This window comes from Bittarella massiliensis (ex Durand et al. 2017), assembly GCF_001486165.1.
GTDB classification, from domain to species: Bacteria; Bacillota; Clostridia; order Oscillospirales; family Ruminococcaceae; genus Bittarella; species Bittarella massiliensis.
The window spans coordinates 476,233-489,700 of sequence record NZ_LN908975.1 but is presented as its reverse complement, the minus strand read 5'-3'; the positions used below and the strand labels follow the sequence as shown (position 1 = coordinate 489,700).

Here is a 13,468-nt window from a genome sequence, read left to right as displayed (position 1 = left end):
TTAAAAGGCGGGGGCTCTTTGCTTTGTCCATCTTCTTTTCTAGCAGCACTCCCATCCCCTGGGATACTCGCTGGGGGAGTGGGTGTTATTGTCAATCTTTGACCGATAGGCCGCCCCTTTTTCCGTACAGCAGTCACCTGCCATATAAGGGCTGGTAGACATTGCAATAAACGGCAGGGCTTTACGGGGATCAGTTGACCATACAAAGCCCCACTGGGCCGGCAAGTCCTCTGGCTCACCCATATAGACGTCGCTGTCGTATGGCTGAATCAACCTCACGACCCGCCCCGCAGCAGACTTGCACACAAAACCAACTGGCCGGGAAAGCATATTTTGAACGTCCTTGGCGGTCTGAAACTCGGGCAGATAGCTGTCTTCTGCGACGAGTTCCGTTCCCGCCATACTGGGGGCCCTCTTTTGCAAGTCAAAGGCCATAGCACGGCCCTGCCGTCGCATGGTGTCCAGAACAAAATCCTTTTTATTCAAATGCTATTCACCCCCTCTAATAATGCCGTCTCCAAATCGGCCCAAGTCACAGCATCAAAGGCAATTTCTTTTGCTCGATCAAGACGCGCCGCGTCCTCCTCCTGTAACTTTTTTTGCGCTTTTATTTCTGCAAGTTTTTCCTCACTGTAGAGCACGTAGCGCAAAATGTCTTCATACTCGTCCCACGCCTCTTCTGCTTCCACGGCAGGAACATCAGCCACCCAATTTACATCTCTTCCACCATTGGGATATTCCACAACCGTTTCCCAGTGCCCCTCTTCTTCAACCGCTTCAACCGCTTCGTGGTGGGCGATAAAAAGGCGCTCTTCTTTGAGATAGCCCCTCTCTAAATTGGGGGCCTCCACCTCAACATCGTTCACATCTAAAATTCTCACACTTTCACTCCTTTACGCTGTCCGACGCCAGATAGCGACATTGATATATGGGGGAATGTTGTTGTGGGCTGCGCTTGCGCCAGTTGAACTGATTCCATAGTTACTGGGATAGTCAGCTGCCAGATTGGTGTAATTGCTTCCCAAATAACCTCTTGGAACCGTCCCCCCATCGTTGGCAAGACCTCCGCTTCCTCCTAAAAGTTGGTTAAGTGTATGACTGTGCTTCGGCATCTCATTTACAGTCAACACGTGTGTCTGTTCACCGCCGGTGGCACCAATTGTACTACCCGCCGGGCCTGCCCATAAAAAGCGACTTTCCACTCTGTACCAAGTGCCCCCAAACAGCGATGCCGGAGAAGTATTTGTGTGGCCAATCCAATATGATCCGACTGGATAAGTTCGATTTAGCCACTGGTCCACCCACCCGCTGAATTGCCATTCAGTTGACGGTTGAGTAGCATCAGTTATTGAGGTGACTGTATTCATCAGTTGGTTTGGATTCACCGCTGTACAGTAAACAGTAAAACCCTGCCAATACTGTTGCCTTGGAAACCAAAAACACAGTTTCCCCTTATAGCGGAAGGATACAAAACCACTCAACGGCTTTGTTTCATATTTCCCTGAATTGTAAACTGTCTTGCTGTAATAATACCCCTGGTACAAATTATAGGCGGGGCCGCCTCCAGCATATAAATTCCCTTTAATTTCCAAGAAGAATGGCGCCGACTGCCCGTTATCATTTATAGCAATAGAAGTCTGAATCAGCGTCCCAATCGAAAAATCTCTTTGCGATTGTGCCCAGTTCAGGTTGCTGTACAAGTTTCCTTTTACCGTTGCTGACCCGCCTATTGTCAGCGCACCACCTATATCAACGGCTTCCGAAAAATGCGCGCTTCGGCTCCCATCAATGGCCCCCGAAATGTGTGTATCCCCTTCCACATCCAGAGCCCCGTTCTCCCGGATCTTCCCAATCCCTACGCCGCCTTTATCCATGTGCATGGTGGGGATGCCGCGGTCCACCGTCCCGGTCTCTGTCGCAGCGTTGAGGACATCCTCGACCGTCACCTCAACCGAAAAGGACTTCCGAAAGTCAAAGCCCTCCGCCCCCATGTCCCCAGGGAGATACCCTTCATACGACCACTCGCCTTTCTGGAAGGCCAGGGGGACGGTGGCTCCTTCGACAAACTCTCCTGCCGAGGTGACCTTGTACCGGTAACGGGCCTCCAGCGCGTTGTCCACCGCGCCAAAATTTCCCGGCCACCACACCCCTTTGACAGTCAGCTTGGTCTTGTTGTCCACGTTGTTGTCCCGGCGCAGCTGCATCTGGGTGACCCGAGGCGGAATGTAGTCGACCAAAGCGGCCAACCGCTCCACCACCGTTTGATTCCCCCGGCTGTCCACCGCCGCCAGCCGCACACTCCCCGCTTTGGCCCTCTCCATCTGGATGGAGACATCCCCTGAAGCCGCATATCCCCCCGTGGCTGTGGAACCTCCACAGTAGAGGATGTACTGCTTGATGCTGGCGCCAGTGGTGCTTTTGGCCGCCTGCGCAGCGGGCACGATGACCTTGAGGGTGCTCTCCCCCGCCACCAGCACCTGGTCGTCTCCGGTAAGAGCCGTTGTCTCAGTGCGGGTATCGGCAAAGGAAAAGCCAGAAAAAATCGGCGCAGCCGCTGCCGGGTCAACGGTGGCCGTCCCCCCCGCCGTGGCGGTGCCGATAAGCTTGCCGTAGTGGTAGCACCAGACGGTGGCCTGGGCCGCTGCCGTGTTGCTGTTGGGGGTGGCCGCATACTCCGCCGCCACCTCTGCCGCCGTGGGCGTCCAGGTATAAGCAGTCGCCACCCCGCCGATCTCCTTGATCATCTGCCCCGCCACATAGAGCCGCAGGGTGTGGCTCACCGCGTTCCGGCTGCGGGAGATGGAGGTGGTGTACCCGCTGCCGATGGTGTGGTCCGGCTTGCTGGTGATGCTGCTGACCGGCGGTGCCGAAGCGGTCCCCGTCAACTGGGATGTGCCGATGTTTCGGCCACAATGGTAGGCCGTGCAGACCATTTTGGTTGCGACCGATGTCCCCAGGGCGTAGATTTTGGCAATCTCCGCCTCGGTGAGTGTCAGGGAGTACGATGTCCCCACCCCCGTCGCCGTGCGGATGAGGGTCGACCCGGCGAACAGCTGTAGGGTGTGACTCACCGAACCACGCAGGCGGTTGACGGTGTAGGTCCGGCTGTCCCCGACCACAAAGGTCGGCGCCGTCTGCAGGGCGCTGTTTCCCACCTGGTAACAGGTGGCGTTGGTGTGGGCGTCCCCCACCAGAGTGCTCCCCGAATAGGTGTTGCACCAAACTGTGGCGCTGGCCGAACTCGCCGAGCCCATGGCCGCGTAGATCTTCTTGATGTCCGCCTCTGTAAAGCTCCAGGTGTGGCTGGTCCCCACCCCGCTGGCCGTTTTGATGGCCACCCCGCCCACATCCAGTTGAATCGAATGGGTGAAGTTCCCGCTGGCCCGGCTGATGTTCACCGTCACATTGTCCCCAGCCGTAAAATTGGCAAGGGAAACCGAGCTGGCCCGCGGGATGTTGTCCAGGGAGTTGGAGGAGTTGACATTCACCGTCCCAATATGTCCAACTCCCGAAATCGTCACATCCACCCCCAGCGAGGCGGTGATATTCAGGTATTTGCTGCCGTCGGCGTTGTGGTAGACCCGCTTGCTGGCGCTGGCCAGCTGTTTGGGGGTGTTCCCCGCGCTGACAGAGCCGATGACCGTCGTAAAGTCGATCTGGTCCCCGTCAATGGTGATGTTTCCGTACTTTGTGGCGTTGGCGCTGATGGACCACCCGCCAAAACAGGTGATGTACAGCTTCGCCGAAATGTCGCTGTAGTTTCCCGAAACGCTCTGCGAGGCGCTCCAGGACAGGGTGAGCTGATAGTGCCCGCCCCCGAAATTCGTGTACCAGCTTCCGCTGCTCGCCATCCTCTATTTCCTCCTCTTGTCGGTCTGCGCAAAACTCCGCTTCCGCCCTCAGTCGTTGACGATCCAAAACACCCCGCCCTCGACGGGCATCAACCGCAGAGCGCCGCTCTGGTTTCCCCGGCGGCGGACGGTCAGCCCGTCCTCCGCCGTCAATTTGGAGATTCGCCCCTCGTCCTTGTTGAAATAGGCCACATCCTCCCCCGTGTCGGTGTTGTGGATCAAAAACTGCCGGTTGTCGATCCTGGCGGAGAAGGGATCCCCCGCCTGGGCGACCTCCATTCCCCTCTCGCTCACCGACACACTGCCGGCAATCAACTCATTTTTTGCCTGTTGCCAAGCCGTGCAGACCAGCCCCTCCACCAGGGTGATGTCCGCCACCCAGAGCTGCCCCTCCTCAACCGAAAAGGCGATCTCTCCGCTCTGGTCCTGGGCGACAAAGGCCCCGGTGTGCTCTGTCCACTCCTCCACCTCGCCCGACAGGTCGATGGTCACCCCGCCAAAGGAGGCGCTTGCCCCGGTCGTGATCCCCTTCTCCAACTTGCAGCGAAAATACCAGGCGTACTGTCCCCCCGGCACCAGCTTCACCGTCTGGGCCAATCTCCCGCTGCTGTTTTCAAGGCCCTCTCCCAACAGGAACGCGGCCCCGGCCGAGGTGTTGCGCCGGCAGTCCGCCCCGTCGTCGCAACAGACCGTCCCCGCCACCGTCCAGCCCTCCAGGCCCAGACGGGCGTCGGACGCCCGCACCAGATTGTCACCCCCCGTTCGGCTGACCGACAGGGTGATTTCCTCCACCCGCTGCTCGATTTCCGAAGCGCGCTTCTGCATCTCCTCCCCGGTGACATAGGTCTCGCTGACCTCGGTGCGCAGGACATCCTTTGCCTGGGTCACCTGGCTGGCGATCACCGCGTCGGTCTCTCCCTTGGTGTAGGTCTCCGAAATGCGCGCATAGGTGGCGTCGGCATCCACCACAAATTCATTTAGCCGCCGCTCCCCGCTGGCAAGGTCTCGGTCCAGGGCCCCGATCTTCTCCTTGATCCCGGTCTCCAGTCGGCGGCCCAGCCCCTCCAAGGTGGCGGTGTTTTTCTCCCTGCAGAGGGGGAAGTCCCGGTACTCCACGATTTGGTGGTCGACCCGTCCCCCCTCCTCCCGGTCCAAAAGGGTCACCACCTGGTGCAGGGCAAAGGTCTGGGCACCGTCAGCGATTTTGCACTCGTAAGAGCGCTGCGGGACCGCCAGGGTCTTGAGCATCTCAATGGCCCGGTCCTTGAGCTCCTGCGGGTCCTCACAGTCCTTGTCCCGGTAGCAGGCGGAGATGACCTTGTCGCTGTAGCTGTGGTCCTCCACATATTCCAGCCCCTCGTTGACCGAGGCGATGTTCAGCACCTGGCCGCTCTCCCTGTCCTCTTTGCCATAGGGGTAGAGCCGGGTGGCGAAATCTCCCGTCTCCCCGCAAAAGCCCACCGACAGCAAATTCAACTCGTCTGTCAAAAATTCCCCCGAAGGCGCCACCTCCGAGGGTTTGATGACCTGTAGCAGCCGTTTGGGCACGTCCCACCGATAACAGACCCCGTGTACCTCTCTGGCCTTCTCCAGCACGTCGAAATCGGTCCCCGCCTCCAGCCCAACGACCCGCTTTTCACTCACCAGTCCCCCGGTCTCCCAACGCCACTCCGGGGGCAGATGGCGGGCAAACAGGTCAGGCAGGGTCTCCTCGCTCCTGTACGCCCTATAAAACCGGCTCTTGAGCTCGTCCAGATCCAGCTGACAGAAAAACTCTCCCGTCTCGCCGTGGCTGTCCCTTTCTTTCACTAGGTACCGGTTTGAGTCGTCCGAGATCACCGACTCCTCCCGTATCTTCAAGTAGACCGGGTCGCTCTTGGGCACCTCAAAGGTCAGTTCATCTGCTCCCCCCTGCTTGTAGGTGACACAGTAACTTCCCGGAATGGGGTCGATGGCGGCCACCGGCCGCTTCCCCTCTCCACACAAAAACAGCAATGCTTCCCCTCCTCATCCACACGGCGGAGGGGACGGCCTCCACCGCCCTCTCTCGACCGCTGTCATTTTTCCCTTTTCTCTACAAATAGGTGGGCCGAAAGGCGATCTCCACCGGCACAGGGGTCGACAGCTCCACCCGGTTTTCCCCCGGCAACGCCGCTGGGAAGGCGGTGAGGTTGGTGTCCAAAAACCGATTTTTTCCCTCGCAGGTGATCTCCTTTTTCACCCCGTCAATTACAAACCGCTCGCCGGCCTTCAAATTGCGCAAGGTGATCCCCGCCACCGTCAACTCCGCCAAATCCTCTGCCGGCAAAATAGACACCACACAGCCCGAAGCCACGTTCCCCCCGTTTTCATAGCTGCCGCTGTCGGACAGGTACACCACCTGCTCAGCCCCCCGCAGGGTGCCGGCCAGGGCGATTTCCAGGTAGAAATAGTGCTCGATCCCCGTCTCCTCCCGACTGCAGTCGGTGAGAAACCCGTCAAACGCCATATCGCTGCTCTCCCGGGTCACCTCGCACCTCCGACAGGCCTTCATCAGGTTTGACATCCGCTGCTCTGCCTCATCGTCGCTCTCTCCCCCCACCACAAAGCGCAGTTTCATCTGTCGCAGATCGCTGTCCGCCCCGTAGTGAATAAAGTCCGCCGAACCGCTTATCCTCTGGTGCGCCTCGCTGGCCTTTCCCAGCGAGAGGGCGCATTCCGCCAAGTCGGCGCCAAATGTCGCAAACGCATCTTTGCCGTCGATCCTGCAGATTTCCCCCACCCGGCCGCCTGCTGTTTTTTCCATCAATATTCCTCCCTCCCAAAATAAAAGCCGCCATTTGAGAGTTCGCCTTTCAAATGGTGGCACGAAAAAGGAGCGCCCCTTCGGTGCGCTCCCTCAAAATGTATATTTGCCCCAACCGTGTAAATGGCTTCGCCATGAGACAGAGACATTCCCCCGCCATCGCTGAAAACCAGGATTCCAAATTTCTCTGCTACCTGCTCCTATTGGTCGATGTCCCTGCCACTCGTTGCTGCATCAGCTATTGAGAAATCAAAATTAAGTGTTCTTTTGTTGTTTCCCTTCAGCTTTCCATCAATACTAAAATAAAAATGGAATCCCCCTCGGTCTTCAGAATAACTTCCCCCATCATCTACGAGAGACTGTATACTTTGCTCCACCTGTTCCCGGTCCTCTTGGCTCAATTTCAAACAGTTCAAAAAAGCGCGTATGTACGGCATGCCGACCGTTGCAGTCCCATAAAGGTGAAATTTTGTAATCGTTTTTGCATTTTCTCGCTCTTCTATACTGATGAGCAATTCGTTTTCAAGTTTAAACCGAGAGGTGACCTCCCGGTAGGGATGAGAAATCCCATAGATGTCAATATAGCTGGAGTGCTCTGTTATCGTGGGTGAAGTCTGCTCCCCAATTTTTTCCGCATTGCCGGCAAGCTCTTTTACAATGAGTTTGTTGTAAAGCGCAATAAACTCATCTTTTCCCAGACCCAACCCCTCATCAGCCTGTGCTTCCATCAGTTTTGTTCTCCCGCAACCGGTCAAAAGGGTGACCGCCATCAGCAGCACCAGCGCATTCTTCAAAAACCTTTTCATGCTCCCCCCTCCTCTTATGTCATTTTACAATAATTTTCACATCCAATCAAATAGAATTATTGTTTGTGACAACTCTTCTTTGACCTACTGCTCTGAAAAGTGTTTTGCTCACACCTCTCAACTGCAAAAAGAGAAGTTCAGCCCCTACGAGCTGAACTTCTCTTTTCAGTGCAAACCATCCGAGCACTCTACTCTATTACTTCAATCCGGTCTGCAAAAACTCGCTTTCCATACAGTGCCTTCCCCGTATCTCCATAAACTCGGACCCGCTGTCCCACCTCAAACTCAATGAAGCCGTGGAACCTATACGCGTACTCAATATGGTATTCCTTCCCCGTATCGTCTACAATACGCATATTGGTCAGGGATCCAATCACCCTTGCTGGCGGTAAACGAATCCAGGAAACCTCTCCTTCTGCTACCACTTTGGTTCCTGCATTCAGTTCTATGTCGTACAATTCCGGCGTGATCGGCTCGTACTCCTCCTTGTTTACTTCTGGGAATCCGTACCGGCTCGCCTTGTAGATCCACACATGGGACGTGCTGCCATCGGGGCAAATCACCACCCGCATCTCCCCGCACTCCACTATTTTACTGTACTCGTCTTCGCTGTAGCTGTCGATCAGCTCCTTGACTTTCTCCCGCGCTCCCGCTTCGTCTAGGTTCTCGTCCCAAATCAGAAACGTCGCCGTCAAGAGGTCTCGCAGGCCACTCGCTTGTTTCCGGGGGTCAAAATACAGGTCGTACTCCCCTGTGTAGTTCTTCTTCGTGTCTACATCGGGATAGACACTGGCGATGTTTTTAACTCCGTCCGGTGTTCTTACCTCAAAAACGTCTGTTCCCAAGTCAGAATCATAGTATACACCGCGCTCTATATTGTACGCCAGCTCATACGTCTCTGCCTTTTCCCCGTACTCCTCCCATAGCCCCTCTACAAAGTTCTTCGCCTCTTCCGGTTGTGACTGTGGATCCTTTTCCACATCGAGTTCATCCTCATAGGGAATACATCCTATCAATCCCACTAAGCAGCAGCACAAAACCAGCAGAAAGCACAGTCCCTTCTTCATTGATCTACCCTCCTTCGCAGATTTCTTATTTTCAGTATACTCTGCTTTGGAAGGTTTTGTCAATTAACTCAAATTTCGTGCCAATACCCGTGAAATCGTTGGTGCAATTGACCGCCCTACTCGTTCCCCGTCCAACTCCACCATATTGGTCGTTTCAATCATCGCATCCACAGTAGACCGTACTTGAATTGGGCTCTCTCGCAATGCTCTGGCCAGTTTTTCCGCCAGTTCATCACTGTTTTGACCCGCTAGCTGCACCGTCTCCTCAAAAACTCCATTCACCTGTTGAACGATATCCTGCCCTGGCAAATCTGGCAAGGTCAATCGCGAATTCTGGAGGCCCTTTTCCAGCCGCCCTATTACTCCCTTGGCAATGTCGTCGCTCTGCTGGTAGAGGCCCTTTTCTTCGTCTTCCATCCCCAACAGCCCACCCTCCATCACAAAGCGGAATATCTTGCGGGTCTCTCTGGAGGGAGAATGCTCGTCAAAAGCCTTGCGTAACCGACTGAGGATTCCTTTGCCAATGTTGATTGCCTTGCTAAAAAGGCTTGGTTCTGACTTTTCCATCTCCTCCACCATCGGTTTCATTGCTTTTTCCATAGCTTCTCTCGTCTCTTTGGGCATCGAATCATAGCTAGAGACAATGGCTTCTGCCGTCTTCTGCGCGTTTTCGTCGAGCTTTCCACCATACATCTCACTATTGGCCGCCATCCCCATAAAAACACCCAGTTGCTCAACTTCGTTTTGGGACATGTCCTTTGTCAAACTTTTCCAAATGCTGCTCATTCGATTCTGGTGCTCTGAAGTCTCCCTACCAATAGCCAAGTTTTTTTCCTCTTCGCTTGTCCATTGCTGCTCATTAAGCGCTTCAATTGTTTCTGTGTATCGCTTGTTCTCATCTTCCATGGATTGATGATTCGCCCCCACCTGCTTGGTAAAAATATCCTGCAGACCTGCTTGCTCTGCATACCCGCTGGCAAAGGCCGCCGTTACTTCTCCTACCTCAGCGTTGGCTGCTTCAATAGATTTCTTTTTTTTGTCCATAAGCGCATTGTATTCTCTGGCGTAATCAGCATTCTCCATATTGGCTTTTTCGCCATGTCTCTGGTTGAGAAGTACCAGCTCCTGAGTAGTCTGTTCTTCTATAAGTGCTTTCTGCTTGTCCGCCTGCTCCTGGGCGGTGGCGACCCACTGCTCCGCATTGACCTGATATTCCTCAAGGGACATGTCGTGGGTTTCCGCCATCATTACAGCCTGCTGTGCAATTGCCTCGCTCTTCATCTGTTCAGCTGCAACCTGCTGACTATTGAGCTCTTCTAGCTTGGCAAAATACTCATCAAGGTTATTGGACTGTTCTGTAGTATACTCTCCATTTGCCGCCATGGCCTCTTGAATCAGGTCTCGAATATTTGCCTGAACCTCTTGAATGCCCTGTACGATCTCTGTCTGTTTTTCAGCAGAAACAAACAAGCTGTCGTCAAAACTAGTCAAGTAACCCTGTGCCGTTTGGACTCCTTCTTGAAATCCGTTGAATCCACTGGCAATCAATTCCCCGGTTTTTGCCCGCGCCTCCTCAATATTTTTTACGTAAGCACCTATTCCCGCGCCTAAAAGGCCAATAGCCGTCGTAGCCAAAGCAGACGGAGAGACCATCTCCAAAAGTGTCTGTCCCAATCCCAAACCCTTTTCGCCAGCGTTGAATAAAGACTCACCTGCGTTAGCCGCAGCCTCGCCTACGTTGCCAGCCGCATTTGCAAATCCCCGAGTCCCTTCAGTGGCGTTTAGAAAACCCTCTAACATTTGCTGAATGCTCTCTACCGCTGTTTCATTTTTTATTTTTAGATGATCTAGAGCATTCTCCACTAGAGAAATAGGTGCTGCCAAAAGGCCATAACTCTGAGCTGCCTCACTTAGAGGGCCACTCAAAACGCCCAACTCGCTTCCCATGTTTGAAGTACTCGTTGCCAGCCGCTCCATCTCATCTCGAACACGACGGATCTGATACTCCAAATTTTCTAGCTCCTTGAGCTCTTCACTCATCTATTCACCCCCAATCTCTGATAAAATTGTGAAAATCCCACTGCCTGTTCGCGGTATCGGGGTGCCTCCCCGCTCTTTTCCATAAGCGCAATATACGCGCAGGCTTCATCAAAACAGTAGGCAGTGTATTCGTCAGCGAGCCCCAAAATCTCACTCGGCCGCTTTTGATACAGCTCTGCCATTCGGATCACCGGATTTGCCCCTCTGCCCTGTACGAAAGTTGGCAAGGGCGTTGACCCCCGTTTGCATAAAGCCGTAAATACTGTATAGTTGCAGGTCTGTCAAACTCAGACCGGCGGCCTTGATCTCTTCAAAGGTGGGGGCGACTAGACATGCCTTTGCCACCTGCATCAGCACCTCTGCCGTCTGCCGGAACTGCTCGCCGTCGTATCCCAGGGATTGGCTCACCCCGTCCTGAAATAGTTTGGCCGCTGAACCGAGCAGTGGGTTGGGGATTTCCCCTTCCACAATCAACTCGACAAGGGAAGGCCTGCGCAGTCGAACGACAAACGGCTGCTCAGGGGTAAAACCGGGCAGTTCCACCTCGCTGCCGTCGGCGTACTTGCGCAGCTCTTCAATGGTTGTAACAGCCATCCTTCTCTCTCCTATTTGCCGGGGGCCGGAGTGACGGCGTCGACATCGGGCAGCTCGTCCACGTAGGAGAGCTCATACGGCGCCTCGCCCTTGCCGGGGGCCGAGTTGATGACATACTCGTGCAGGCGGAAAACCCCATCCTCCGAGTTGATGCCGACGGGCTGGCCGGTGCAGCCGGGGTAACGGACCTTCTCGTACTTGATCACATTGCCGCCCTGGTCGATCTGCGAGGAGTATGCCTCCAGCACGAACTTTTTGGGCTTGTAGGCCTCTCCCACAACAGGGGGGGTGTAACCGGTGATCTCCCCCGCCTCGTTGCGGGTGAGGGTGCCGCCCTGCATCACTTCGATAAACTCCAAAATGGTCATATTGTCGGTCAGGGTGAGGGTGTGGCCAGTAATGGTTTTCACCTCGGGCTTCTGCGCTTTGAGCACACCCTTGATGATCAGCTTCACCGCCTCGGTCACCTCGACCAGCGGTTCCACCCCCAACTTGGTATTGGAGGTGACGGCCAAACCCTTCTCCTCGCCCTCGGGGGTCACGACGATCATACAGCAATCGATCATCGCCATCTCGGTTCCTCTTTTGATTTCAGATACTGCCATTGTTGCATTCTCCTTTTCATTTCAATAAAATTTGTTTCTTATAGACAACACCAAATGTTGCCTGCCCTCCTGAAAAAAAGAAGCGGAGGGTCCGTCTTCTTTTCTCCAATATCATCTTAGCACACGGCGAAGGGACAAAAAAGGACATCCTCCCTCAAGGGTACCGCCCTTCACCCTGCTTTGACAAACCGACCTCTCCCCGCCAACTCTTTTACCGCCAAATTGTGCAGGCGGGCAGCGTGGCGCAGGCTGTACCCCAGCGCGTCGCCGGTCTCCTCCCAATTTTTCCCCGCCAGGTAGCGCATCTGCAAAACCGCCCGCTGCTCCCCGCTGTCCACCGCTGCAATGGCCCGATCCACCGCTTCCTTGGTCCCCCGCAGTCGGTCGATCTGCTCCAAAAGGGCCTCTTCCAACTCCACGATCCGCTCAACAGTCTCTTCGAGACGGTTTTTCCGGCTCCCCTGTACCCGCTCACCGCCAATTGCCCCCGTGGTCTTGACCGCCAGGCACCGGCACCTGGCCAGCTCCTCTGCGCGCACCTCTATCTCCCGCTCGCACTCCAGATACTGGCGCAAAAACGCCTTGACCCGCTCTTCCTCTGTCGCCATCTCCACACCCTCTATCTCTTGTACCGTCGCCGGATCATCTCCGTGCGCTCCATCTCCGTCTGCCGGACATCTCTCTCCCGCTCCTGGGCCCTCCTTCGCTCCTGCAACAGTTCCTCCCCGTGCTGCCGCATCAACTGAAATGCCAGGCAGTGCTCTCGGTCGCAGGGCCTCTCCTCCTTGCAGTTGTAACAGGGGTAAATCATTTTCTCTCCTCCTTTGCCGATCCAACCGGTATTTTTCTCTGTCGCTGTAAGGGCGCGTCACTCCGCAGCCCCGCCGACGCGATAGATTTTCCCAACCTCTCCGTGCGATCCACCCTGGCCACCTCTCGCTTTTAATCCTAAAAAGAAACAATTTAAGCAATACTTATATCGTTTTCGCTACTTCGTAGCCAGCATTGGCCCTCTCGCCAGTTTCGTCTCTGCCCGACATCGGCTGTATCTCTATGATAGTACAAGAACATTTGTTTTTCAATATATAATAGACAAGAATCTTGCACTATCTTTTGAAACAGTTTTTGGCTATTTCGTTGCGAATCAAAAACGCAGCATCGCTCTCTGTGCCTGCTCCGCGATCCCTCTTCCTCTTTTCCCCTCTCTTGACGAATGTTCCCCGAACCGGCCGCACATAATTGCCATAGACCCACCAATAAGAGAGGACGGGAGCGCCCATTGCCCTCCCTCCTCCCCGTGAAAGGAGTTCACTGATGAAATTTTACAAGTGCGACATCTGCGGAAAAATCGTCGAGATGGTGGAGCCCACCTCTGTCCCCACCGTCTGCTGCGGCCAGCCCATGGGGGAGCTGCACCCCGGAACCACCGACGGCGCGGTCGAAAAGCACCTCCCCGTCGTCCAAGTCGACGGCAATGCCGTTCACGTCTGCGTCGGCTCCGCCGAACACCCCATGACCCCCGAACACTCCATCCGCTGGATCGCGCTGGAGACGAAAAACGGCGTCCGCCAGTACAAGTCCCTCTCCCCTGACCAGCGGCCGGTGGCCACCTTTTGGCTGGACCCCGATGACCAAGCCGAAGCGGTCTACGAGTACTGCAACCTCCACGGCCTCTGGAAAGAGGAGTACCCCTTCCAATAAAGGCAAAAAGCGAGAAGCC

13 protein-coding genes are annotated in these 13,468 nt (G+C 55.2%); 1 reads left to right on the top strand and 12 read right to left on the bottom strand.

The genetic code is table 11. From position 1 onward, the window contains the following. Positions 1-39: 39 nt before the first annotated feature. From BN3266_RS02650 to BN3266_RS02595, 12 genes are all read right to left on the bottom strand, one after another. Positions 40-486, bottom strand: a complete 447-nt coding sequence (locus BN3266_RS02650; RefSeq protein WP_059003562.1) for a hypothetical protein — start codon at positions 484-486, stop codon at positions 40-42. After that, entirely contained in the window at positions 483-881 is a 399-nt protein-coding gene (locus tag BN3266_RS02645; RefSeq protein WP_059003560.1) for a hypothetical protein, read from the bottom strand. Before BN3266_RS02645 ends, BN3266_RS02650 begins: the two co-directional genes overlap by 4 nt. A 12-nt stretch (positions 882-893) precedes the next feature. After that, the gene (locus BN3266_RS02640; protein ID WP_059003558.1) at positions 894-3,851 is read right to left on the bottom strand and encodes a DUF859 family phage minor structural protein; all 2,958 of its coding nucleotides are present in this window, start codon (positions 3,849-3,851) and stop codon (positions 894-896) included. A 48-nt stretch (positions 3,852-3,899) separates the two neighbouring features. Next, complete coding sequence (locus BN3266_RS02635) at positions 3,900-5,846, bottom strand: phage tail spike protein (protein WP_059003557.1); 1,947 nt, start codon at positions 5,844-5,846, stop codon at positions 3,900-3,902. 79 nt (positions 5,847-5,925) lie between these two features. Then, on the bottom strand, positions 5,926-6,636 hold the full coding sequence (locus BN3266_RS02630; protein WP_059003555.1) for a phage tail family protein: 711 nt from the start codon (positions 6,634-6,636) through the stop codon (positions 5,926-5,928). Positions 6,637-6,836: 200 nt separating this feature from the next. Next, complete coding sequence (locus BN3266_RS02625; protein ID WP_059003553.1) at positions 6,837-7,442, bottom strand: lipoprotein; 606 nt, start codon at positions 7,440-7,442, stop codon at positions 6,837-6,839. A 188-nt stretch (positions 7,443-7,630) separates the two neighbouring features. Further along, on the bottom strand, positions 7,631-8,509 hold the full coding sequence (locus tag BN3266_RS02620; RefSeq protein ID WP_059003551.1) for a hypothetical protein: 879 nt from the start codon (positions 8,507-8,509) through the stop codon (positions 7,631-7,633). Positions 8,510-8,572: 63 nt separating this feature from the next. Then, positions 8,573-10,549 carry a phage tail tape measure protein gene (locus BN3266_RS02615; protein WP_154668947.1) on the bottom strand — a complete coding sequence of 659 codons (1,977 nt, stop codon included), beginning with the start codon at positions 10,547-10,549 and terminating at the stop codon, positions 8,573-8,575. A 150-nt stretch (positions 10,550-10,699) separates the two neighbouring features. Beyond that, positions 10,700-11,143 (bottom strand): hypothetical protein, encoded by a 444-nt coding sequence (locus BN3266_RS02610; protein WP_059003546.1) that lies wholly within the window; start codon positions 11,141-11,143, stop codon positions 10,700-10,702. A gap of 11 nt (positions 11,144-11,154) precedes the next feature. Further along, positions 11,155-11,715 (bottom strand): hypothetical protein, encoded by a 561-nt coding sequence (locus tag BN3266_RS02605; RefSeq protein WP_154668946.1) that lies wholly within the window; start codon positions 11,713-11,715, stop codon positions 11,155-11,157. Positions 11,716-11,918: 203 nt separating this feature from the next. Continuing rightward, a complete protein-coding gene (locus tag BN3266_RS02600; protein WP_059003542.1) occupies positions 11,919-12,362 on the bottom strand; it encodes a sigma factor-like helix-turn-helix DNA-binding protein in 444 nt (147 codons plus the stop codon). Positions 12,363-12,367: 5 nt separating this feature from the next. Further along, complete coding sequence (locus BN3266_RS02595; RefSeq protein WP_059003539.1) at positions 12,368-12,559, bottom strand: hypothetical protein; 192 nt, start codon at positions 12,557-12,559, stop codon at positions 12,368-12,370. Between the two features lie 503 nt (positions 12,560-13,062). Between BN3266_RS02595 and BN3266_RS02590 the strand changes: the two genes are divergently transcribed. After that, positions 13,063-13,449: a desulfoferrodoxin family protein gene (locus BN3266_RS02590; protein ID WP_059003537.1), complete on the top strand. Its 387-nt coding sequence runs from the start codon at positions 13,063-13,065 to the stop codon at positions 13,447-13,449. Positions 13,450-13,468: the final 19 nt, after the last annotated feature.

What these genes read in the sequence shown, in the direction of transcription:
- BN3266_RS02640 (WP_059003558.1), bottom strand. Translation starts at nt 3,851, where the DNA reads ATGGCGAGCAGCGGAAGCTGGTACACGAATTTCGGGGGCGGGCACTAT.
- BN3266_RS02630 (WP_059003555.1), bottom strand. Translation starts at nt 6,636, where the DNA reads ATGGAAAAAACAGCAGGCGGCCGGGTGGGGGAAATCTGCAGGATCGAC.
- BN3266_RS02625 (WP_059003553.1), bottom strand. Translation starts at nt 7,442, where the DNA reads ATGAAAAGGTTTTTGAAGAATGCGCTGGTGCTGCTGATGGCGGTCACC.
- BN3266_RS02620 (WP_059003551.1), bottom strand. Translation starts at nt 8,509, where the DNA reads ATGAAGAAGGGACTGTGCTTTCTGCTGGTTTTGTGCTGCTGCTTAGTG.
- BN3266_RS02615 (WP_154668947.1), bottom strand. Translation starts at nt 10,549, where the DNA reads ATGAGTGAAGAGCTCAAGGAGCTAGAAAATTTGGAGTATCAGATCCGT.
- BN3266_RS02610 (WP_059003546.1), bottom strand. Translation starts at nt 11,143, where the DNA reads ATGGCTGTTACAACCATTGAAGAGCTGCGCAAGTACGCCGACGGCAGC.
- BN3266_RS02605 (WP_154668946.1), bottom strand. Translation starts at nt 11,715, where the DNA reads ATGGCGATGATCGATTGCTGTATGATCGTCGTGACCCCCGAGGGCGAG.
- BN3266_RS02595 (WP_059003539.1), bottom strand. Translation starts at nt 12,559, where the DNA reads ATGATTTACCCCTGTTACAACTGCAAGGAGGAGAGGCCCTGCGACCGA.
- BN3266_RS02590 (WP_059003537.1), top strand. Translation starts at nt 13,063, where the DNA reads ATGAAATTTTACAAGTGCGACATCTGCGGAAAAATCGTCGAGATGGTG.